This is a genomic window from Porphyrobacter sp. HT-58-2 (assembly GCF_002952215.1).
Taxonomy (GTDB): domain Bacteria; phylum Pseudomonadota; class Alphaproteobacteria; order Sphingomonadales; family Sphingomonadaceae; genus Erythrobacter.
In genome coordinates, this window is the sequence record NZ_CP022600.1 from 1,859,229 (window position 1) to 1,880,853 (window position 21,625).

General features: G+C 60.7%; 13 protein-coding genes. 7 read left to right on the plus strand and 6 right to left on the minus strand.

From position 1 onward, the window contains the following. Positions 1-291: 291 nt before the first annotated feature. The 5 genes from cas9 to mobF all read left to right on the plus strand — a co-directional run bounded on the left by cas9 (position 292) and on the right by mobF (position 11,263). Positions 292-3,498: a type II CRISPR RNA-guided endonuclease Cas9 gene (cas9, locus tag CHX26_RS08845; protein WP_104942053.1), complete on the plus strand. Its 3,207-nt coding sequence runs from the start codon at positions 292-294 to the stop codon at positions 3,496-3,498. Positions 3,499-4,542: 1,044 nt separating this feature from the next. After that, positions 4,543-4,842, plus strand: coding sequence for a type II toxin-antitoxin system RelE/ParE family toxin (locus tag CHX26_RS08855; RefSeq protein ID WP_233997084.1), 300 nt, complete (start codon positions 4,543-4,545; stop codon positions 4,840-4,842). A 653-nt stretch (positions 4,843-5,495) separates the two neighbouring features. Continuing rightward, positions 5,496-5,828, plus strand: a complete 333-nt coding sequence (locus tag CHX26_RS08865) for a hypothetical protein (protein WP_104942057.1) — start codon at positions 5,496-5,498, stop codon at positions 5,826-5,828. Beyond that, entirely contained in the window at positions 5,818-8,301 is a 2,484-nt protein-coding gene (locus CHX26_RS08870; RefSeq protein ID WP_104942058.1) for a type IV secretion system DNA-binding domain-containing protein, read from the plus strand. Before CHX26_RS08865 ends, CHX26_RS08870 begins: the two co-directional genes overlap by 11 nt. Before the next feature lie 37 nt (positions 8,302-8,338). Then, positions 8,339-11,263 carry a MobF family relaxase gene (gene mobF, locus CHX26_RS08875; RefSeq protein WP_104942059.1) on the plus strand — a complete coding sequence of 975 codons (2,925 nt, stop codon included), beginning with the start codon at positions 8,339-8,341 and terminating at the stop codon, positions 11,261-11,263. A 27-nt stretch (positions 11,264-11,290) separates the two neighbouring features. Here the strand turns inward: mobF and CHX26_RS16080 are convergent, their stop codons facing one another. Both CHX26_RS16080 and CHX26_RS08885 read right to left on the minus strand, forming a co-directional pair. After that, positions 11,291-11,716 carry a thermonuclease family protein gene (locus tag CHX26_RS16080; RefSeq protein ID WP_104942060.1) on the minus strand — a complete coding sequence of 142 codons (426 nt, stop codon included), beginning with the start codon at positions 11,714-11,716 and terminating at the stop codon, positions 11,291-11,293. A 704-nt stretch (positions 11,717-12,420) separates the two neighbouring features. Continuing rightward, a complete protein-coding gene (locus CHX26_RS08885) occupies positions 12,421-12,837 on the minus strand; it encodes a type II toxin-antitoxin system VapC family toxin (protein ID WP_104942061.1) in 417 nt (138 codons plus the stop codon). A 588-nt stretch (positions 12,838-13,425) separates the two neighbouring features. On the opposite strand from CHX26_RS08885, the gene CHX26_RS08895 reads away from it, so the two are divergent. Together CHX26_RS08895 and CHX26_RS08900 are read left to right on the plus strand one after the other, a co-directional pair. Next, complete coding sequence (locus tag CHX26_RS08895) at positions 13,426-14,307, plus strand: IS1595 family transposase (protein ID WP_146107691.1); 882 nt, start codon at positions 13,426-13,428, stop codon at positions 14,305-14,307. A 31-nt stretch (positions 14,308-14,338) separates the two neighbouring features. Continuing rightward, on the plus strand, positions 14,339-15,253 hold the full coding sequence (locus CHX26_RS08900; protein ID WP_172449757.1) for an IS1595 family transposase: 915 nt from the start codon (positions 14,339-14,341) through the stop codon (positions 15,251-15,253). 107 nt (positions 15,254-15,360) lie between these two features. Here CHX26_RS08900 and wecB read toward each other — a convergent pair whose 3' ends face one another. From wecB to CHX26_RS08925, 4 genes are all read right to left on the minus strand, one after another. Beyond that, entirely contained in the window at positions 15,361-16,497 is a 1,137-nt protein-coding gene (gene wecB, locus CHX26_RS08905) for a non-hydrolyzing UDP-N-acetylglucosamine 2-epimerase (RefSeq protein WP_104942065.1), read from the minus strand. Further along, positions 16,494-17,798 carry a UDP-N-acetyl-D-mannosamine dehydrogenase gene (wecC, locus tag CHX26_RS08910; RefSeq protein WP_104942066.1) on the minus strand — a complete coding sequence of 435 codons (1,305 nt, stop codon included), beginning with the start codon at positions 17,796-17,798 and terminating at the stop codon, positions 16,494-16,496. Before wecC ends, wecB begins: the two co-directional genes overlap by 4 nt. A 441-nt stretch (positions 17,799-18,239) precedes the next feature. Then, positions 18,240-18,884 (minus strand): S24 family peptidase, encoded by a 645-nt coding sequence (locus CHX26_RS08915; protein WP_104942067.1) that lies wholly within the window; start codon positions 18,882-18,884, stop codon positions 18,240-18,242. A gap of 623 nt (positions 18,885-19,507) precedes the next feature. Then, the gene (locus CHX26_RS08925) at positions 19,508-21,622 is read right to left on the minus strand and encodes a proprotein convertase P-domain-containing protein (protein ID WP_233997086.1); all 2,115 of its coding nucleotides are present in this window, start codon (positions 21,620-21,622) and stop codon (positions 19,508-19,510) included. Positions 21,623-21,625: the final 3 nt, after the last annotated feature.

A 21,625-nucleotide genomic window follows, 5' to 3' on the forward strand; every position in this document is an offset into this window, starting at 1 on the left:
GTTCAGATTATCCGCTCTGCAGCTGTCCTGCACTGCCCAATGGCACGCTTCACAAGCAAGTTTTCGGAACGGCCAGAAACCAAAAAAGGCCGCCCCGCAGGACGACCCTTATCTGGTGCAGTCTGACTACTTGCTAGCGATCAGGCCGCGATCTCATGAATGAAGGTTGGTTAGTCCAAAACCCTTTTCCGTGCAAGCACGGTCTCGAAACCGCTGAAATTCAGAGCTAGCGGCTTGAGGCTTGAGGCTTGAGGCTTGTTCTAGAGCCCCATATCGCCAAGGGAAGACGGCATGGCCTACAGACTCGGGATTGACCTCGGGACCAACTCGCTAGGGTGGTGCGCGTTAGATTTGGGGGCGGACGGCGCGCCTGAAGGACTGCGCGATGGCGGGGTTCGGATCTATTCCGACGGACGCGAGGCCAAGACCGGAGCCTCGCTTGCGGTGGATCGTCGCAATGCTCGTGCAATGCGCCGCCGCCGCGATCGCTATCTGAGACGCCGGGCGGTGCTGCTGGCGGAACTCATCCGCTTCGGCTTGATGCCTGCGGACGAAGCCCACCGTAAGGCGCTCGAAAGGCTTGACCCATACCACATTCGCGCGGTGGCGCTCGACCAGGCGGTGCCGGTGCATTTCTTGGGTCGCGCGGTCTTTCATCTCAATCAGCGGCGTGGTTTCAAATCCAACCGCAAGGCAAATCCCGCCGCCGATGATGCCGAGCTTGGTGTGGTAGCCACCGGTAGCGAAAACCTAGATGCCGCAATGCAGGCTGCAGGCGCGCGCACCTATGGCGAGTACCTCATGCGTCGCCATGCTCTGGACCCAGGCGATTACTCGGCCAGCGCCCGCCGTACCCGGATCCGCCGCCGCGATGGGGACGAGGATTACGCCTTCTTCCCCGCGCGTCGCCATCTGGAGGAGGAATTCGCCGCGCTCTGGCAGGCACAGGAGCCGCACCACCCGGATATCCTGACACCGGAAGCTCGTGCCCGGCTGCATGCCATCATCTTCTACCAGCGTCCGCTCAAAAGCCCCCCGGTAGGCCGCTGCGCCTACACCGATGAGCCGCGCATGGCAAAGGCGCACCCGCTGTTCCAGCGCCTGCGATTGGTCAAGGCGATCAACGAGCTTACGATCGAAGAAGTGGGCGAGGCTCCGCGACCGCTGACACATGCGCAGCGCGAACAGATTCTCCGCGCTTGGCGCTCACCCACCGAGACCAAGCGCAGCATGACTTGGGGGGCACTGCGCAAAGCGGCAGGGTTGCCGCGCAGCAGCCGGTTCAGGGGTGAGGATCGGCGTGGCAAGGGGCTGTCAGGCGACGAGGTCGAGGCCGAGCTGGTCAGGCTCTATGGCCCTGGATGGCGCGATCTTTCGCCGGACGAACAATGGCGCATCATTGAGCGGCTGAACGAAGAAGAGGATGAAGCCGCGCTAATCGATTTCCTGCAAGCTGAGATCGGCCTCGATGAAACCAGCGCCCACGCCGTCACCCGCGCGCGCCTGCCTGAGGGCCATGCTCGCATCGGGCGCAACGCCGCTGCTCGCATCCTGACTGAGCTGGAAGCCGATGTAATTCCCGAAACCGAAGCCGTCGCTCGCTGCGGTTGGCGCCACAGCGATGACCGTACCGGGGAAGTATGGGCCTCACTGCCCTACTATGGTCAGATCCTCGATCGTCAGATCCCGCCGGGGTCTCAAGATCCGGAAGACAGGCCGGAGGAATGCTATGGCCGAATCGCCAATCCCACCGTCCACATCGGTTTCGGCCAGCTGCGCCGGGTCATCAATGCGGTCATTGCCCGTCATGGCCTACCGCACGACATCGTCATAAGACTCTCTCGTGATTTGAAGCTGTCAGAAGACCAGCAAGCCGAGATCAAGCGCGCGACACGACGGAACACCGATGCAGCAATCCGGCGCGGCGCGATGCTTGAGCAGCTCGGCATCGCCAACACAGGCCGCAACCGGGTGATCCTGCAATTATGGGAGGAGCTGCACCCCGATCCCCAGGCGCGGGTATGCATCTACACCGGGCAACCGATCAGTATCGAGATGCTGTTTTCGGGCGATACCTGCATCGATCACATCCTGCCCATCCGGGTTACGCTCGACGACAGCAATGGCAATAAGCTGGTGTGTATGGCTGCCGCCAATCGCTGCAAGGGCAATCGAGCGCCTTTTGAGGCGTTCGGCACCAGTGCGGATTGGGATGCGATCCTTGCCCGCGCGCAGAACCTGCCCCCGAACAAGCGCTGGCGCTTCGCCCCTGACGCGCTGACCCGCTTTGGTGAAGAGAGCGACTTCATTGCCCGCCAGCTCACAGACACGCAGTATCTCTCACGCTTGGCAAAGGAATATCTTTGCGCGCTCTACCCCGCCGACCGCGGCGAAGGCAGCCAGAAGGTACGCGTGATCCCGGGGCGACATTCCGAAATGCTGCGCCGCACCTGGGGGCTCAATTCCCTGCTTCACGATCACAATTACGCCCAGACCGCCAAGCCCAAGAACCGGCTGGATCACCGCCACCACCTAATCGACGCCTTAGTCACCGCGCTCACCGATCAGCGGCTGATGCAGAAGATTGCCACCGTCGCTGGGCGGAATGATGAGCTGGGCATGGCGCATATCTTCAAGGATATGCCCGAACCTTGGCCAGGCTTTCGCGAGGAGCTGAAGGCACTGCTCGATCGCACCGTGGTAAGCCACAAGCCCGATCACGGGAGCATCGCCAGCCCAGCCGACCGCGCCAAGGGTCAGGATCGTACCGCCGGGCGGCTGCACAACGATACCGCCTATGGCCTGACCGGCGAGACCGACGACAAGGGCAATGACATCGTGGTGCACCGCGTGCCTTTGCTCTCGCTCGACAATGATCAGAAGATCGCCGCTGTGCGCGACGATCATCTGCGCGGAGAACTGCTGCAGGCGCTTGCCAGGAAGAGCGGCAAAGACCGTGAGGCGGCTCTCCGCCGGTTCGCGACGGAACACCCGGTTTATCGTGACATCCACCATGTGCGTGTGACCGAGCCGCTTAACGCGTTGAAAATTCACGACAAGCAGGGACGAGTCTACAAAGGCTACAAGGGCGACGCTAACTATCGGTACGATGTCTGGCGGATGCCGAATGGCAAGTGGACCGGCAACGTCGTGACCATGTTCGAGGCGCATCAAGCAGCGGCGGGCGAGGGGCAGGAATGGCGTCCACACCCGGCTGCAAAGCGGGTCATCCGCCTGCACCGGAACGATATGGTGGCTCTCGAGCATCCTGATGACGGGTATGGAATTTACCGTGTCGTCAAGATGCGGGTGGACGGTCAGCTTACACTCGCGAAGCATAATGAGGCAGGCGATCTGAAAAGGCGACATGGTGCCAGTAACGATGAAGACCCCTTCAAATACCTCGCGAAGGCAGCGGGCACCCTTCAAAAAATGAAGATGCGCCAGATCCGCATCGACGAGACAGGCCGCGTTTGGGACCCCGGCCCACGCCAATAACACCCTATTGATCATAGCGAGTTAAACCAGCGCGCTCAGATGCTGACCCATCAAGCTCTGGAAATGCTCAAGCACCGCACGGGCTTAGCCAATGCCCGATAAGTCGGGCTCATGGGGCATTGGTATTACACTGCATTCCCGACCCAGACCCTGCTGGAGGGGGGCGCAAAAGACACGCGAGGGCATCGTCGATATCACAAGCGAGGGCAGGCACCGCTCTTTCGTCCGATGATATCTCGTCGTCTCGTGTGGTCACGAGGAACTGGGCCGCGTCCGGCCAGAAGATATCGACGCGGTGATGGTCAAGGGTCTTGGCACGACGCTCAACGCTCATCCGCTTGCCGCGCTGGCGCCGCCGCGCTCGAACTCCCGACGCCGCAACTTCCGGTGCAGCTTGCGAGCCGTTACCGTGCCTTAGGTTGATTGCGGCAGCGCGCACCCCTTTCGCCTTTCGGGATATCGGTTGATGTGGACTGTCTGAGTGTTTGACCCGCCGGTTCATACCAAACCTGACCGGGAAGCCGTGACAGCCTTTCCCGAGGACCTTTTCGACTAAGTTTTCGGGATGAGCGAGTTCTCGGCTTATGGCCGGTCATATGCTGGCAAGGGCTCTGATAAGGCCGCTTACCATAGCATTCATGAGATCGCAGCCCAACCGCAGCGCGAACTGCCCTTCTGCGAAAAGCGCTGCACTCATAGCACGCATGATCCCCTGCGCCAAGCGGGGCTGCAGTCAGCCGTCAGCGCAGGCTAGAGCAGTCATCGCACTCATGAGATCGCTGCCCAACCGCAGCTGTCGGCCCTGCGACTCTCTAACGCGACAAGCATAGCACGCTTGCAATCGCGGCCCAACCCCAGCCAGGCCGCCAACACGCGATAGAGCGAAACCGCCAGGGTCATCCAGTCGCATTGCGAGCGCGCCAGTCAACCGACACCGCCGGATGAGCCATGGCTCACTCTGCCATACGAAAATGGCTATCTGCTGCCAGCGCAACACAGCTCGATACATATACCTGCTCATTGCGGTAAAGGACGACGGGAGTGGTGAAAAGCCAGACCAACCAACCGGGCTCAGATGATGGCAAGTCGAGCGGGTATCGCTCGATCCTGATTTTCCGCTTGGGCGAGCGGGCCATGTTCATGTTTGCTTTCACCAAGAGCAAGAAGGGGAACCGGAATGCGACAGAATTGAAAGTCTATCGGAAGGCGGCCAGCATCATGCTGGAACTGGGCGATGGTGAGATTCAAACGGAAGTTAAAGCAGGCCAATTGGTCGAGGTGAAAGACGATGAGCAAGGCTCAGGCAAAGACCTACAAGAGCGAGGCGATGGCTGCCGTCCATGAGATGATGGAAGGCCTCCACGACGCGCGCAGTATCGACAAGTGCACCATCCGCATGTTCCATGAAGCGTGCCTTGCGCCTGCGTCCGTTCTGTCGCCGCACGCGATAAGGCCATCCGCGCCCCGTTCTGCAGGCTGACGGCTCCCGCAGGCTGTGGAAAGCGTATAATCAACACATAGAGAGGTGCTGCTGACTGGAAAATCCAATCCACCCCTTAGGATGGGCAAGTGCGGTGCAAAAATGGCGATTGCAGCGTCCATAAGGGCTCTGACCACGCCTGTCCTTCAAGCGCCGGATAGGCTTTCAAATCCTTGTGAAACCAGGGCCTTTGCCATCAGAAATCAGGCGGGAAAGTGGTCGATCACAGCGGTCGAAATAGGGGACAACTTCGCGCACACCCTACGCGACGGGTCGCAGCACCTATTGGTTTAAAAAGTCAATACAAAACAGAGGTGTAATGAGCGCGCGCTGAGAATGGCAGCTTCCCAATCAGATTTGGACAGGCCTGAAACTGCCAATCAATTCTGATTGAACGCGGGGCGGAATGGCGGAATTCCGCCGTTCTCGATGTTCTTGACATGTTCTCATTTCTGAATTAGACCTCCGTCTGCCTTTCGCAGTGCGTTCCGGGCTCCTCATCACAAGGAGTCCGTGCATGACACGGCCAAAATCTCTCCAAGTCCATGTCTCGTTTGCGCTTGCCGAGCGGGTTCGCAGTGCGGCCGAGCGCCGCGATATCAGCGTGAGCGAATGGATCCGCTCGTTGTTGCAGCAAGCCTGCGACGAGGACGATCTGAACGTCGGCCTCAGCACCTGGTTGAAGCGTCTGAACCACCATGCGGTCTTCACGATGGTGGGCGTGGACGCCCTGCTTTCCGGTCACGTCGATCACGGTCTGCGTGGCCGCGTACATGAGGCCTATGTCCGCAGATGCAAGCAACTTGGTCTCGCGCAAAGCACCGACGCGGGAGGTTTCGATGAAGCGTAACCTCGCCAATTTCACGCGCGGAAGCCAGCTCCTCGGGCATTTCGGTTTCATGTTCGCAGCAGGCCTCAAGGGCCCGCTGACCATATCCGCCGTGGTGATCTCCTGGACCTCATGGTGGACGCTTTCATCGGCGCTCACCGACTATGAAATCTACCTCATCTGGATGCGCCTCTATGCTGCGGCCTACGGCTTCATGGAGTTCAATCCCGACAAGCTGGTGACCGTCAAAACAGTCTTTGGCGGCACGATGGAATTGCCGATCGGCATGCTCGGTTCCTTCCCGCCGGTTGTCCGGGCGTGGGACCACATGACCGACCTCGTCGCCAGCGCCGCGTGGCGTTCGGCCCTGTTTCTCGTCCCCGCGTTCTTGCTGTTCTACGGCTTCGCCGCCCGCTTTGGCGGCAAGGCCAAGGCACGCATATTCGTTCGCGGCGCGCAGCTTGTTGAGCTTCGTGAACTGAGCCGGCGCCTTCGCAGGCATAACCGCAAAAAGCGCAATTGCGAACGCATGGCCGCGATGGGTTGGAAGTGGCGGCTATGCTTCCCCTGGGAGCTCGCCAAGGCCTTTCCCTATCGCCCCTCCCACATCGCCGGGGTGGTCTATCCATGGCGGCTTGAACAGAGCCACACCATGCTGGTCGGCACCACCGGTACCGGCAAGTCGGTCGCCATTTCGGCCATGATCGAAGAGGCCCGCGCCAAGGGCCAGAACTGCGTCGTGTTCGATCTGACCGGGGCCTTCATCGAGCAGTTCTACGATCCCAAGCGGGACATCATTCTGAACCCGCTCGATGCCCGCTGCCCGCAGTGGAGCCTGTTCGACGAGTGCCGCACCGAAGCTGATTTCTGGACCGCCGCCGATGCGCTTGTCCCGCATGACGGGGGCGGGGACGCGCAGTTCTGGGTGCTCGGTGCGCGCGCGCTGTTCGTGAAGTTCTGCGTCGAACTCGTGGCCCAGGGCAGGGGATCGAATGCCGCGCTCGCGCAGGAACTGATGTCTGCAGACCTCTCCAATGTCCACGAACTGGTCAAGGATACGATGGCCGGTCCGCTCACCGCACCCGAAGCTGCGCGAATGGCAGAATCGGTGCGCGCGGTGTTCAATGTCAACGCCAAGGCGCTTGAACTCCTGCCGACCGAAGGTCCGCGGTTCTCGGTGCGCGAATGGATCGAGGAGTCAGCCGCGCACCCTGCGGGACGAGGCTCGATCCTGTTCATCTCCTCCCGCTATGTCGACATGAGCGTGACCTCGCAGCTCCTCACCTTGTGGCTCGATACGGCCATGAACACGCTCATGACTTCCGCGCGCACCAACGAGGTCACGTGCTGGTTCTTCATCGACGAGCTTGGCGCGCTGCATCGTCTTCCCGCGCTCGAAAACGGACTGCAGACCGCCCGCAATTTCGGCGGGGCGATCGTTCTGGGCCTCCATGCCTTTGCCAAGCTCAAGGAGGTCTATGGCGAGAACATGGCCGCGACCCTCGCGTCGCTTGCCCGCACCAAGCTCATCCTCTCGGTTGCCGACCGCGAGACCGCAACCTGGTGCAGCGACGTCATCGGTCACGAGGAGGTCATCGATACTGATGAGGGATACTCGATGGGCTACAACAATGCCCGCGACGCGGTCAGCCTAACCCGCCGCACGACGATCAAGCCGCTGCGAATGCCCGATGAGCTGATGAACATGAAGAGCCTTGAGGGCTATATCAAGTTCCCGGAAGGCTTCCCCGCAGCGCCCATCAGGCTTCGTCCGGTGAACCGCCCGAAGGTGGCCGATGCCTTTATCGTGCGGGGGCCCAATCGGCTTCCTCCGCCTGCGCAGCTCGACGCTTCCGAGCCCCCGGGGCCGAAGCCGGGAGGGCAATCCGGGGAGAGGGCCAGCACGCAGGCTTCGACCGGCGATGATGGTGGCGGGAAGTCGACCTTGCGCCATCATTCGGCTCCCAGGCAGGGCGAACTGGCCCTCGATCAGGCACCTGGCGAGGCGGCAAAGTCCGATCGTGCAAAGGCGCCGGAGACAGCGCGTCTGCTGGGTTCAGATGCGGCGGGCAGACTTGATGCTGGCGGCTCCGGGCCCGTCGGCGCGGAAGGCGCCAGGGGTGACCATGGACCTTTAGCGACGGATCGGCATGGGCATCCTGCTGCCCCATCCGAGGGCCTGGGCAACCTTCGCGGCAGTGACCACCCGGCGCGCAGATCGGGGTCGAAGTCGGGCGCCAGGTCGAGCGATCCTGCGGGCAGGCAGAACCCGTCAGCAGGTCGGCAGAAGACGATGGACAGTGCCGAGAAAGGCGGCGAGTCCAAAGCCAACTCTGGCGGCGCAAAGGTCACTGAGCCACCCTCCCGGAAAGGCGGTGCGCCGGCGAGCCCGCCGGGATCTTCGGATGCCCGGAGGCTGCTGAACGAGGGCGGGGTCCCTGAGCGAAACGAGCCTCCGAGGGACGAGCGCGACCTCGGCGATCTGGAGATCTGACGATGGCAGTTCGTGACGCCACCCGAAGGGCAGATGCGTGCTGTCGGTAGCCAATGTCCGAACCGCGGGCGGTGCTGCCAGCTACTTTGCCGCCGACAATTACTACACCCGGACCGATGCCGATCGGTCCGGAGCGTGGTTCGGCAAGGGCGCCGAAGAATTGGGCCTCACGGGCGCGGTCGATGCCAAGACCTTCGAAGCTGTCCTCAAGGGGTTTTTGCCAGACGGAAGCCGCGTTGGCAGCGACCACCGGGCCCATCGCGCAGGCACCGATCTCACCTTCTCCATGCCCAAGAGCTGGTCGGTGCTTGCGCTCGTCGGCGGCGACAAGCGGATCCTCGATGCCTATGGCGCAGCGGTCCGCGAGACGCTGACCTGGGCCGAGAAGAACCTTGCCGAAACCCGCATGGAGGTGCGCGGGAGTGAGCGGGTGGTTCGGACCGGGAACCTCGTAGCCGCGGTCTTCCAGCACGACACCAACCGCAACCAGGAGCCCAATGCGCATTTCCATGCCGTCATCGCCAACGTCACCCAGGGGCCGGATGGCAAGTGGCGGGCGCTGCGCAACGACAATCTCTGGAAGCACAATACGCTCCTCAACGCCATGACCATGGCGAACTTCCGGCTCAGTGTGGAGAAGCTCGGCTACGAGGTCGGCGAGTTCGGCAAGCACGGCAATTTCGAGGCGGTGGGCGTTCCCAAGGAGGTGCGCGATGCGTTCAGCTCGCGGCGCGCCGAGGTTCTCGCAGCCGCCGCACAGATGAACTCCCAGGGACCGAAGGCACTCGACGCCGCGACGCTGATGACCCGGGCGAAAAAGGAAGCCATCGAGGACCGCGCTGCGCTGGCCCAGCAGTGGAAGGACACCGCAGAAAAGCTCGGGTTCGATCCGGCGATGGTCATCGCGCGGGCGAACGCACGCAGCGCCAAGGACCTCGGCAAGGTTCCCGGCTTGGGATCATCGGTCCGCAAGGTCGCCCTGCAAGGAAAACAGATCGTCCACGATTTCGCCGAGCGTCTTGGCATCGCGAAAGGCGACCCCCTCATTCCCTCGCGGCTCGGCAATCGCAGCCCGGAGGAAGTTGCAGCGATCCATGGTGTCGCTTCGGCCATCCGCCATCTTGGCGAGCGCGAGGCGGCCTTCACCAAAACCGACATCTATGGCACCGCGCTCGGCTTCGGCCTGCCAACAGCATTTGCCGATATCGAGCGCCGGGTCGACCAGCTCATCCGTCAGGGTTACCTTCAGGCAGGGAAGGGCGCCGACCGCGACATGCTCACCACCCGTGATGCGATCAGCCTCGAACAGCGGATCCTTGCAGGCGTCGAGGCTGGGCGCGGCGCTGCGCCCGCCATCGTTCCTGCCTTCGATGCCGGAAGGCGGCTGCAAGCCGTCTCGCAGAACAGATATGGCTTCCGCCTGAACAAGGGGCAGGAGGGGGCGGGCCGCCTGCTCTTGAGCTCGCACAATCGCATTGTCGCGATCCAGGGTGTGGCTGGCGCAGGCAAAAGCACGGTTCTGAAGCCCGTCGCCGACATCCTGCGCAAGGAAGGCAAGACCGTGCTGGGTCTCGCGGTGCAGAATACGCTGGTGCAGATGCTGGAGCGCGACACGGGCATCCCGTCGATGACCGTGGCCCGCTTCCTGGGGCAGCATCAGGACATTCTTATGGGCGAGGGCGGTGCGCGCCTCGAGGCCGCGCGCACGGCGATGAGTGGGACAGTCGTGGTGCTCGATGAGGCATCCATGGTCGGCAATGCCGACATGGAAAAGCTGGTGCGTCTCGCCAATCTCCTGCAGCTCGATCGCTTCGCCAGCATCGGTGACACCAAGCAGCTCGGTGCCGTCGATGCCGGCAAGCCCTTCGATGTCATGCAGCAGGCCGGTATCGAAGCCGCGCTGATGGACACCAATCTTCGCGCCCGCGATGAAGCGCTGCGCAGCGCGCAGCACGCGGCCCAAGGCGGCCACATCGGCGAAGCGCTGACCCATCTTGGTGAGAATGTCATTGCCGCGGGCGAGAACGCCGCCGTCGATGCCGCCGCCGCCTGGCTTTCGCTCGCCCCCGCTGAGCGCGAGGTGACCGCAATCTATGCGTCGGGCCGGGCCTTGCGCGGTGAAGTCAACGAGGCGGTCCAGACAGGTCTTAAGGCCAATGGCGAGCTGGGCCCGGGCGCGATGAAGATCGAAGTGCTTTCGCGCATCAATCTGACGCGCGAGGAACTGCGCTATGCGCGCAGCTATACTCCCGGCACCGTGCTCGAGGTTGACCGCCGGCAAAGGGGGCAGGGGCTCCAGAAGGGGAGCTATACGGTGGTGGCAACCGATCTCTCCCGCGAGCGTGTGACCCTGCAGAACGAGCGCGGGCGGCAATTCGAGTTTCGTCCCGGCCAGCTCCGTCCGCAGGGCGAGCAGGATCCGTTAAAGCTCTACGAACGCCGCGAGATCGAGATCCATGATGGCGACCGGGTCCGCTGGACCGCCACCGATCACAGGCGCGGCCTGCTCAATGCCGACCAGGCGCGGATCACTGCGATCGACGCCAAGGGTGTGGCGCTGGTAACCTCAGTCGGTGTGCCGCACCGCCTTGCGCCCGACGATCCGATGCTGAAGCGCCTCGATTTGGCCTATGCGCTCAATGCGCACATGGCGCAGGGTCTGACGTCCGATCGCGGCATCGCTGTCATGGACAGCCGCGAGAAGAACCTTGCCAACCAGCAGACCTTCCTCGTGACCATCACCCGGCTGCGCGACGGCCTTAAGCTCCTTGTCGACAGCCCCGGCAAGCTCGAGGCTGCGGTCGAGAACAATCCCGGCATGAAGCGCTCTGCGCTTGAGACCGTGAACCTCTTGCGCGAGGCGGCTGCTATCGGTGAGGCGAAGGGCAGGGCGCCCGCGCCCGAGATCAAGCCGCCCGAACTCGAGCGTTCGGTGAGCAAGCGGCTCGATTTTGGTCTGTAGGGTTCGCCTGCATTGTCCCACCCGGATTCAGCGGCAGGCCGGACCCTTCCAGTAGCGGTCCCAGCGCAGCACCGTGCGGGTGCGGATCATTGCGCAGGAGAGGTCCGCACCGCTTGGCAGGCGGCACCAGGCCGCCGTGCGATTGCCTCCCGCCGACCCTTCAGAGCGACATGAGAGCTTCGGGCCATTCACCAGAACATGGCCTGTGGGCGCTGTTCCGCGTGCGCCGCCAAGAAGCTGTACCAAGGCATCACGTGCTTCGATAGCAGAGCTGCGTGGGCAGGGCTGATTGGTTCGGCAAGTGCCATCAATCTCGCGCGCGGCAATACCTGCGATCCTAAGGCGAGGACCTTCTTCGCACCAAACAGGTCCATCGCCGTCCCAGACATGGGTCGGCGTGCAAGTGAACGGTTGCCCGGCAGCAACCACTGAGGCGGCAAAAAGAGTAAGCATTTCAATCCAGTCTTAGTGCACTACGCGGCAAAATCAAAGCATGAGGGCGACAATTCTGAGCGCTCGCCTATCGAAACAGGGGAAACTTGAAGACAGGACTGTCACTGATCCCTCATGCGCGTTTCCACTGCGGCTCGGTCGCGCCCTGTTTGACGCTCACCATGTTATCCATTTTCAGGGCAGAGATGATTTGGCGTAACTCTGCAGAGCAAGGATTGGTGGCAATTTCAGTTGTGGCAAGACCATGTGGCCGACGGTCGATCAGGGCCTGCTTCGCCCTTACGAGCGCGGCAGGCTAAGATCGACGATCGCGACCGAAAACAAGTGCGCGCTGCTCAATGCCCGTCCCTGTCCGAAGCGCTCAGTCCTCGGGACGGTTAACCTTCTCCGCCAGACAGCCGCCAAAGGTTCGGGGAGTCGCAGGGCATAAGCTGCTGAAGGCAAGGCACCCGAACCTGAGGACGCGATGTCAGACGGTTCGACATGGGTCTGTGATCATGATCGCTCAAGCATTGCAGGGCGCCATTGAGGCCACAGCAATGAGGACAACACTACAATCAAGAGCGGCAGATCAGTCAAATAAAATTGACATGCAAGGACTTCCTTTCGGTTCTCCTCGTAGATGTCAAATTGTCGTACCCGACGAAAGCGTGAGCGCTTCAATCACGGTAGTCTGGACTGATACCGAGGGTAACGCATCATGTTCAGCGATCACCAGGCTCAATGACCAATAGTCCAAAGCCCTCATAGATCACTGGGTTGCGCGACGCGAGCGTCATTCCATGACCCGACGCAATTGCCGCAAGGTATGCATCTGTCACTGGCGGTGCTTTGCCCTTGCGTTTTGCTGCAATTGCGATTTCCGCATAGGCAAAAGCAGCGACTGTATCGAAGGTCAGCATGCGGCCCGAAAACGCGTCAAGTATCCGCTCCAACGCTTTGGCGAGCTGGTCTTTTGCCTTGCCGTCGGGAAGCGATCCAATTCCATAAAGGATCTCTCCCACAGTGACGCTGGCAATATACAGGCTCTCAGCCCGCTGCGAATCAAGCCAGTTGAGCACGCGAGCATCAGGTGCCGGCTTCATCGCCTCTGCAACGATGCTCGTGTCGAGCAGGATCATCCGAACCACACCGGCGGCGCAGGATCTGCCAATCGCGCCGCTTCGAGCGCATCAACATCCGCATTTGAAAGACCACTCTGCCGACTGAGCTCGGAAAGAGCACTCCCCACAAGCAGGCGCCCTGGCGGGCACAAGATCTCTTCGAGAATAGCGCACGCCTCTTCATTCGGCTTTCGGCCGTTTGACAGTGCGCGGTGCGCGAGCGCCCGGCGCGCTGCAGGAGACAGCTGGCTTATCGTGATTGAGTTCATCGGCACCTTCACAAAGGGATCCCTGCTTTGCGCTGCTAGCCTGATGACCCGGCCCTCGCAACCCGCTTCCTGTCAGTCTGTTTGTCCGTACGAGTCAGTGCCCTCGATCACGGCAAAAATATTCGGTTCACCGCACTGCCTATGTCCCCGCGCGGTATATGCTGTTGCCTATTGCATCGCTCATCTTCAGGCTGCTCATCGCGGCAGACAAGGCCGCATTCGCACGCCACTCCTTCTGTTCACGCAATGTTGCCGTCTTATGCCATTTGATCTTGGATACCCGCCGGCTCCCTCACATTTCCCGCGACCGGGCTGGGACGGGACCAGTCTTCAAGACGTGGCACGGCGCTTCCCCACGGACGATGCCTGTTTTGATCATGTCTTGAAAGCGCGGTTCGGGCACGAGTTCGTGTGCGACAAATGCGGCAGGATAAGCGCCTGGCATCGTCGCACTGGCGCGAAATATGTCCAGCATTCGTGCGGAGCTGCCATTTCTCCGCTTTCAGGTACCTTGTTTCATGGCACGAAATTGCCCCTACGTCTGTGGTTTTATGCCATGCTGCATTTTGCGAACTCTCAGGAGGGGGTGAATGCCGGGTTTCTCGGGCGCCATCTCGGTATCAGCTATCTTGCTGCCTTCCGCATGACCCAGCGGATCCGCTGGCATATGGCCGAGCTGGAGCGCATGGCGCCGTTGGCCTCGCCGCGACAGAAAATCGAGGTAAGAATCGAGAACCTTCGGCGTGTTCGCTCCGGCACGACCGGTCTCAATCGTGTCAATGTTCTATTCGCGGCACGCGATAGGAAAGTGGATTGCGAGGTGATCGGTGCCGGACTGCGGCATATCGTGCGCCAAGCCACCGCAAGAATGGTGCCCGGCCATGGCGAGTTGTGGACGACATGTTACCGCACCGACCGAGTGTTTTCAGCATATGGATGTCGGTTATCGCGTGCGGTCTATTTGCCTTGCTACTACATGGACCATCCCGATGAAGTCGATGCGATCAAGGGCTTCCTGTCCTACTTTCTCTGGCCGTTCCAGACCCACTACAAACATGCCTCGCGGCAACATCTGTGGCTTTATCTCAAGGAATTCCAGTTCCGTTATAATCGTCGTTACAAGTCGGCGCAGACCTACTGGGACATGGTTGGCGCGTTTCCGTCGCTAGATGCCCGGCAAAACGCTTTGGCCAGCCCCGATCCTTACGAGGAGGACTGAGGTCTTGGCGTCGTCCAAGGGGTCCGGGGTGATGCAGTTCTTCGAACGATTTCCCGACGAAGACGCGTGCCTTCAGCATATCTTCGAAACCAAGTGGGGGACGCATTCTCCCTGCCCGAGCTGCGGCCAAGTGGGGGGCTGGACGAAGATCAAGGGGACCAAGAAATGGCGCCATAGGTGCAGAAAGCACCTCTCACCGCTCAAAGATACAGTGCTGTATCGCTCCAATCTCTCCCTCACGGCATGGTTTTACGCGCTCCTGCTTTTCGCCAACACGTCTATTGGGGTGCGGTCTGGCTTCATTCGCAGGCAACTGGGGATCGGGCACATGGGCGCTTACCGGATGTGCCGAATGATCAGGGTTCATATGGCCTCCATGGCGCGACCCGAGATGCTGGGGGGCGAGGGTAAGACGGTCCACATCGACGAGGTACACCTTCGACACATTATGCATCCTAAGAGAGGCAAATGCGAAAGTGCCATTGTGCTAGGGATGTCTTGCGATGGGCAGGTCCTGTCAGGCGTTGTGCCTGACCGAACAACAGCGACATTGATTCCTTTGATTCTCGAGCGGGTCAGACCAGGCTCAAAAATCATAACCGACATGCTGCCAGGCTACCAAAAACTTACAGACTATGGCTTCGAGCATGTCCGGATAAATCATTCTGCCGCATTTCACGACTTTGCCGGTCATACCAACAACGAGATTGAAGCCTATTGGTCAACACTTCGTCGGATGTTCCGTGCGTCTAGGCAGGTTCAGCGCCAAAATCTTTGGACATTTCTTGCCGAGGTCGAATTCAAATACAATCGGCGTCACGCGAAGCATCTGATTTTTGACGAATTGATCTCGAACTTTCCACCCCATAATACATCAGACACCCGGGCACTGCGAGAGCGGTTCGAATGGTCCACGCATCCGTCCATGCCTTGCCCACGCGACTGACCTCGGCAACGACCGGTCGCCCGTTAGCCTTACCAGACCTCTGCGGCGCTGCTGCCTCGGCTGGAAGTGCAAAGTGCAGGTCAAGACACGGCAGGCTCTCCGATCGCTCACCCAACCTTGCCGATGATCGCTGCTATGCGTGAGCTTGCCCTGCCATCGCCATAGGGATTATGCGCTTGGGCCATCTTGGCATGGGCTCTCTCATCATCGAGAAGCCGCATTGCCTCGGACACAATGCGCGGCCCATCTGCACCGACAAGGCGAGCCGTTCCGGCCGCGACGCCCTCGGGTCGCTCGGTCGTGTCACGCATCACCAGCACCGGCTTGCCGAGACTGGGAGCCTCTTCCTGGATGCCACCTGAATCGGTCAGCATGAAATCGCACGCTTCCATCATCGCCACGAAATCCAGATAATCCAGAGGGTTGATCAGTGCGATGTTATCATGCCCCGCCAGCGCCGGACGCATCACTTCAGCAACATTCGGATTGGGGTGGAGAGGGTAGATGATGGCGACATCGTCCCGGCGCGCGAGCTGCTTAAGCGCCAAAGCGATCTGTTTCATTCCGTCTCCGAAGTTTTCACGCCGGTGGGCGGTGACGGCGATGATCCGTTTGCCGGCAAACCTTTCCCGCAAGGGCGCGATGGCTGGCGCGAGGCCGGGATCGGCAGCGATTTTTCCTTGCGCGAAAAGTAGGGCATCAATCACCGTGTTGCCTGTCACGTGTATGGAGCTTTCATCCACGTTTTCAGCGCGCAAGGCGTCCGCAGCGGTCACTGTGGGGGCGAAATGCAGGTCAGCGACCACCCCTGTGACCTTGCGGTTCACCTCCTCCGGCCAGGGCGAATAGATGTCCCCGCTGCGCAGCCCCGCCTCGACGTGACCCACGGGTATCCTTCGGAAATAGCACGCCAGCGACGCCATCATCGTGGTCAGCGTATCGCCATGCACCAGCACCCGGTCAGGACGCAGGGTATCCAAAGCCTCACCAAAGCGGGTCAAAATCCGGCTCGCAAGACCATCCAGGGACTGGTCGGGTTGCATGAGATCGAGATCGATATCGGGCACAAGCCCGGCGAGTACGAGAACGGAATCGAGCAATTCGCGGTGTTGCGCCGTAACCACCACTTTCACGTCGAACAGCCCGGTTTCGCGCAGCGCGAAGACCACCGGGAACATCTTTATCGCTTCGGGGCGGGTGCCGAAGGTGACCAGAATGCGCGGTTTTGCGCCGCCTTGGGTCATCGCCGCAACATACCCCGCGTGTCGAACACGAGCTTGCCCGCGAGATCGGCGGGGGAGAGATGCTTGAACGCGGTGTGATCGACCAGCACCACCACAATCTCCGCTTCGCGCAGGGCTACGTCAAGCGTCACCAGCGTGGCCCCCGTCCCGGCGAAGGCTTTGGGCAGTTCATCGGTGAAGGGCTCGACCACCACTACCCGGTCGCCATGTGTGTGGGAAAGGCCTTCCGCGATCTCGAGCGCGGGGCTTTCGCGGAAGTCGTCGATATCGGGCTTGAAGGCGAGGCCCAGCAGCGCGACCTTGCCGCCGGGCGCAGCCTCCAGCAGCGCGCGGATCTTGCCTTCGGTGTGGACCGCCTTGTGATCATTGACCTCGCGCGCCGTGCGCACCAACCGCGCGGCAGAGGGCGCGCCTGCGACCAGAAACCAGGGATCGACCGCGATGCAATGCCCGCCCACGCCTGGGCCGGGCTGGAGGATGTTGACGCGCGGGTGGCGGTTGGCCAGCCGGATCACTTCCCACACATCCACCCCGATCACATCGGCGATCATCGAGAGTTCGTTGGCAAAGGCGATGTTGACGTCGCGAAACGAATTCTCGACCAGCTTCACCGTTTCTGCGACGCGGGCGGTTGTGAACAGGCAATCACCTTTGACGAAGCTGCCATAGATTACCGCTGCGCGCTCGGCACAGGCCGGCGTCATCCCGCCGATCACGCGGTCGTTCTGAACCAGTTCCTTGACGATCCGGCCCGGCAGCACGCGTTCGGGGCAATAGGCGAGCGCAATGTCGGCATCGACATCGCAGCCGTCCTTCGGCACGACGATATCGGGGCGCAGTTCGGCGATGATTTCGGCGACGCGTTCAGTTGTGCCAACCGGCGAGGTGCTCTCGACGATCACACAGGCCCCCGGCAGGATCTTGGGCGCGATCGCGCGCGCGGCGGCTTCGACATAGGCGATGTCGGGCATCTTGCCTTCGCCCAGCGGGGTCGGCACGGCGATCATGTAGAAGCTGGCGGTCGGCACTTCGGTTGAAGCGACCAGCGTCTGCGCGGTGATCGCATCATGTACCAATTTGTCGAGATCGCGTTCCTCGATGTGAACGCCGCCCGCGTTCACGGTTTCGACCACCTTGCGCGAGACATCGACGCCGCACACGCGCCATCCATAAGAAGCGAGCAGGGCGGCGGTAGGCAGGCCGATATAGCCAAGGCCGATCACTGCTACCTGATGATCGGGAGCAGGATGGGCAAGCGCCTTGCGAGCGAGAGCCGCGGCGGCATCAAATGGAGCGTTCATGCGATCAAAGTCCCGGTTTTCAGGGACTGTCTTGGTCGCAAAGCCCTTAAAATCGCGTTAGGCTTGCTCCGATTTTTACCAAGGCATGTCCTGCTCTGCCAGCCAACAACGCGTTGTGGCGATGCGGACGATCATGGCGCGAAGGCCCGCGCCTTGGCTTTCTCATCGCTCCGGGCGATTGCCAGAATCTCAAAGCAGCAAGACCGGCCATCCTCACGCAATACCCCGCGCGAACCACACTGGCCCGCGGCCATCCCAGACATGGCTCGGATGACGGGCAGGCAATCATCCGCAAGTCATCACAGGAACAGTCGGAACTATGCGCACCCCTCGAGCGGCTTGCGATCTGGCTGCGCCACATCAACCGTTACAGTTTATTGTTTTATAACAGGTTTCAAATCGTCAGGTGATCCCGCCTCGCTGGGAAGCGGTCTGAGCTGACTAGCGCAGCGCACGACCAAACCAAAGTACGCGGCCGACAATATTAAGGGCCCGCTTCTCGAGACCATTCCAACTCGGGTAAGTGGGATTGTCGCTGACAACTGACACGCGCTTGCCTTGCGGTTCGATCGCAATGCGCTTGACGCTCAGCATGTCGTCCATCCGCAGCACATAAATGCCGTCGCGCAGCCGCGCCTGACCATCTGCGAGATCGACCATCACCTCATCGCCATCATGCAAGGTGGGCTCCATCGAGTCTCCGTAGACCCCGATGATGGACAAGTTCGAAGACTTGCTCGAGGTCAGCCGGCGCAACCATCGTTCATCGAACCCGAACTGGGCAGACTTGGATTCCATCGCGGCAAGCGCGCCATGCCCCGCAGAGGCTTCCACGTCGAGGATCGGCACCAGAGCCAGTTCGACAACCGGGCCAGTCCTATGGATTGGGGCACCGAGCATCTTTTCATCGACGCCGAAAAAGCGGGCAAGAACAGAGCGGTCCTGCTCATCCAGATGCCTTGGGCTGCCACGGCGAATAAATTGCTGGATATAGGCTGCATTGCGCCCGAGCAGACGCGAGATCTCAGAATAGCTGCAACCGCGCTGCTGGATCAACTCATCAAGGGCTCTGCGTGCATCATCCATGCTGCCAATCCTAATGCATCGATCTAGGAAATTTGATCCTAGACTCTAGGATTCCCTCCTAGTAAGAACATATGAGGAACGCAAGCGAAATGGGAGTCGCAGGCAATGGAGCTTCTCGAGCAAATTGAGGCCTACCTCGCTCGGAGCGGTGTGGCGCCAAGCACCTTCGGCCGACAAGCTGCCGGAGATCCGCGGCTTGTTGCTGATCTCAAGGCAGGCCGTCGCCCTCGGCACAGGACACAGGATCGGGTGATGAGCTTCCTTGCCACCGCCGAAAGCACGAGGGAGGCTGACTGTTGGGCGACGCATTCCCACGATTGATCATCCTTCACCAACCCTGATCGTCCCGATCCCGAAATGCGCCGGAATCGCGAGGATCGGGCGGTCACCGCAAGTGCTGCTCAAGCAGCCGTCCGAGGCGCGTTATCCAGCAAGAGTTTAATCTCCCGCGTCAAGGCGGCCTGGGCCAAAGCCACTGGCAGCGTGGCTGTGTCTTCGCTGCTTCTTTGGGCAACAGCACCGATGGCATCATCGCGCTTCATGGCGATCGTCGCACCCCTGCCGACCGGTTGGGACCTGGCGCCGTTGTGCTGGCGATGGCCGGATCGTTGCCCAGCCTTCGATCAATCGATGATATAGCGCGCCCTGAGTTCAACTGACCGTCCTGCTTCCAGTGCGCCGCCGGGCTGCAATCTGAAGTCGGTAATGGCCCCGTCGCAACCGTCAGCGTCGGCATTGGGTGTGTAATTCCAGCTTGCACCCCCGTCATTTGAGAACTCTAGATCATCCGACCCGGATCCGATCCCGGTAAAGGCGTAGGTCAGACCCGATGACCCGCCTGGATCGGCCCAATTCACGGGCCCTCCAGGCTGTGACACGCGGCACAGTCGGGCGTCAGCAGGTCCCTGATCCCAGATCACGACGCTATTCGTATCGGTCGCAGATGTGCCGGCGTTCGAAATAGTGATGATGTATTCGATCAGTGCGCCGGGAATGGCCTTCGGGCTGTTGGTCCCGTTGACGGGGTCAGAGATCAGTGTGCTCACCTTCGTGACAGACAGGCTGGCGAAGGGATTGCAGGCAATAATGTCATGTATGGCAATGGCCTGTTGTCCCGGGTCTGTTGGTGCGGTGGAATCGTTACCATAGCGGATCACGATTTGCTCGACAGGCGCGGTAAAGGTCACGACCACGTTACCGAACGGTTCTGTATCTGCCGAGAGTCCATCCCCCACCACGACGTTTCCCGTCACCATGTTCACGTTGCCATTGGTCAGCACAGGCATCACGGTTGTGCCGCCATTAATGCCGATGACCTCGACCCGGTCAGCAAATTGACCGGAGAAGAAATCGACATCGAAGATGGAGAACTGCACGCCGGTCAAGACCCGTGGCAAGGTGATGACAAGCTCAACCTCGCCGTTACGATCGGCTTGATCGCTCAGCATGGTCAAGCTGTTCTGAGGCTGGATCAGGCCGCCAGTCAGTGTGGGGACGACGGTTGGTGACTGCCCCCCGAAAGTGGCGTTGTTGAGAAAGGCACCATCATTTGTCAGTTGGAAGCGCATTCCGCCAAAGGTCGCAAAGGCATATGTATTGTCGGTCGAGCCTGCGGCCCAGCCAGGGATTGTGTCCCAGTCGAAGATCGCAGTGCCTGCAGGACAGATAAGGTTGGGAACGATGCCAGGGGGGCGGCCGCTCTGCACCGTGAACGTCGATATGGCATAGTCGTCTTCACTGGTGATGCCGTTGGCCGGTGTGGAGTCGAGATCAGCTGCGCTGCTCGAGATGATTTCGGCAACGTTGGAGATGACGCTTCCTGCAGGTGCAGAAACAGAGCCTGTCAGGTTGATTGCAGCGCTTTGGCCCGGCGCGAGATTGCCGACGGTCCAAATGCCTGTCGCCGGATCAAAAGTGCCGGTGCCATTGGCAGATGCAAAAGTGAAACCCGCAGGGAGGGTATCCTGCACAAGGATCCCACTGGCCGTGGTGTTCGAGGCAGTGGCATTGATGACAGTGAGGCGCCAGGTCGCTGTCCCGCCGGAAACCGGCGGTGCCCCCACAAGCTGCTTGGTAAGCGAAAGATCGGCAAAGTTGGTCGGTTGCGCTGTCAGATAGAGCTCGGCATGACGAAAATTGCCGTTGTCGGCTGACGGAAACAGGTCGCACATTTCAAGCTGCCAGACGCCCTGTGCGCTCTGGCCGTTGAAGGCCGAAAGCGCATTGTTCGGACGAAAACGGTTTTGGAACGGCGGTGCTGTCGTCAGATGATTGCCGGTTGGGTTATCCGTATTGACGAGCTGACTTGCGCTATCGTCGAGACGCACATTGAAATTGTCCCCGCTGGTAAACTGGGTGTCGCCATTGACGAGCTGAACTCTGGTGCCATTAGGCGATACCAGCGTGATCTGCAGGTCACCTCGCCACGTATGGGTTATGAGGACACCAAGATCGACATCGGCGACAGTGAAACTGTCGGTGACGTTGAAGGTGCGGATCAGAGGGCTTGTGCAGATGCGAGAACTGTTGATCGCCCCATCGTTTGTGACCACGTAGGTACTGACCGCCTGCGCGAGGAGTGGCTGGCTAAAGGCAAGGCCAAGCGACACGCAAAAGAAGCGCAGCACGAGGGTTACAACATCGGAGTGGATTGGAAACATGCGAGCGACCATGCTGCGGGCATAGGAAATCGTGGTAAACAGGCGGTTAGCAAACCGGCTGGCGGAGGCGTTGCGCATCGC

What these genes read in the sequence shown, in the direction of transcription:
- CHX26_RS08885 (WP_104942061.1), bottom strand. Translation starts at nt 12,837, where the DNA reads ATGATCCTGCTCGACACGAGCATCGTTGCAGAGGCGATGAAGCCGGCA.
- CHX26_RS08900 (WP_172449757.1), top strand. Translation starts at nt 14,339, where the DNA reads ATGCAGTTCTTCGAACGATTTCCCGACGAAGACGCGTGCCTTCAGCAT.
- CHX26_RS08870 (WP_104942058.1), top strand. Translation starts at nt 5,818, where the DNA reads ATGAAGCGTAACCTCGCCAATTTCACGCGCGGAAGCCAGCTCCTCGGG.
- CHX26_RS08915 (WP_104942067.1), bottom strand. Translation starts at nt 18,884, where the DNA reads ATGGATGATGCACGCAGAGCCCTTGATGAGTTGATCCAGCAGCGCGGT.
- wecC (WP_104942066.1), bottom strand. Translation starts at nt 17,798, where the DNA reads ATGAACGCTCCATTTGATGCCGCCGCGGCTCTCGCTCGCAAGGCGCTT.
- CHX26_RS16080 (WP_104942060.1), bottom strand. Translation starts at nt 11,716, where the DNA reads ATGCTTACTCTTTTTGCCGCCTCAGTGGTTGCTGCCGGGCAACCGTTC.
- CHX26_RS08925 (WP_233997086.1), bottom strand. Translation starts at nt 21,622, where the DNA reads ATGCGCAACGCCTCCGCCAGCCGGTTTGCTAACCGCCTGTTTACCACG.
- wecB (WP_104942065.1), bottom strand. Translation starts at nt 16,497, where the DNA reads ATGACCCAAGGCGGCGCAAAACCGCGCATTCTGGTCACCTTCGGCACC.
- CHX26_RS08865 (WP_104942057.1), top strand. Translation starts at nt 5,496, where the DNA reads ATGACACGGCCAAAATCTCTCCAAGTCCATGTCTCGTTTGCGCTTGCC.
- cas9 (WP_104942053.1), top strand. Translation starts at nt 292, where the DNA reads ATGGCCTACAGACTCGGGATTGACCTCGGGACCAACTCGCTAGGGTGG.